This is a genomic window from Catellatospora sp. KI3, assembly GCF_029948125.1.
Taxonomy (GTDB): Bacteria; Actinomycetota; Actinomycetes; order Mycobacteriales; family Micromonosporaceae; genus Catellatospora.
This window is the reverse complement of sequence record NZ_JASAMB010000084.1, coordinates 1-385: the sequence shown is the minus strand read 5'-3', so window position 1 is coordinate 385 and position 385 is coordinate 1. Positions and strand designations below refer to the sequence as shown.

The 385-nt window shown below is 72.7% G+C and carries 1 pseudogene; it reads left to right on the top strand.

Features of this window, described 5'->3' with window-relative positions:
• Positions 1 to 181: 181 nt before the first annotated feature.
• Positions 182 to 385: pseudogene (locus QEZ54_RS36290) on the top strand (hypothetical protein); the annotation flags it as partial.

The following is a 385-nucleotide window of genomic DNA, read 5'->3' as shown; positions in this document are numbered from 1 at the left end:
GGACCAGGCGTACCCGCCGGCGGTGGGCCAGCAAGTCAACGACAGCGTCGCCGAGCTGATCGCGGGAGCGAAGACGCCGGAGCAGATCGTCAAGGACATCACCCAGGTCGCGAAGAGCCAGTAGCATGCCGCGCCTTCAAGATCCCGCCACCGTGCCCGACCACCGACTGGAGCAGGACCGATGACCCAATCGACCGCGACCGGACGGCGGCCCGACGACACGGCGGCCGAGCTCTTGACGGCGTCCCCGGCGGTCACGCACCCGCGTGGCCGCCGGGCCCCGGGCCGGGGGGCGCGGCCCCGCACCGGCCGGGTGGGCACGATCGTCGTCTTCCTCGCCCCGGCCCTGGTGCTGTTCCTGCTGCTGGTGATCGTGCCGATCGTG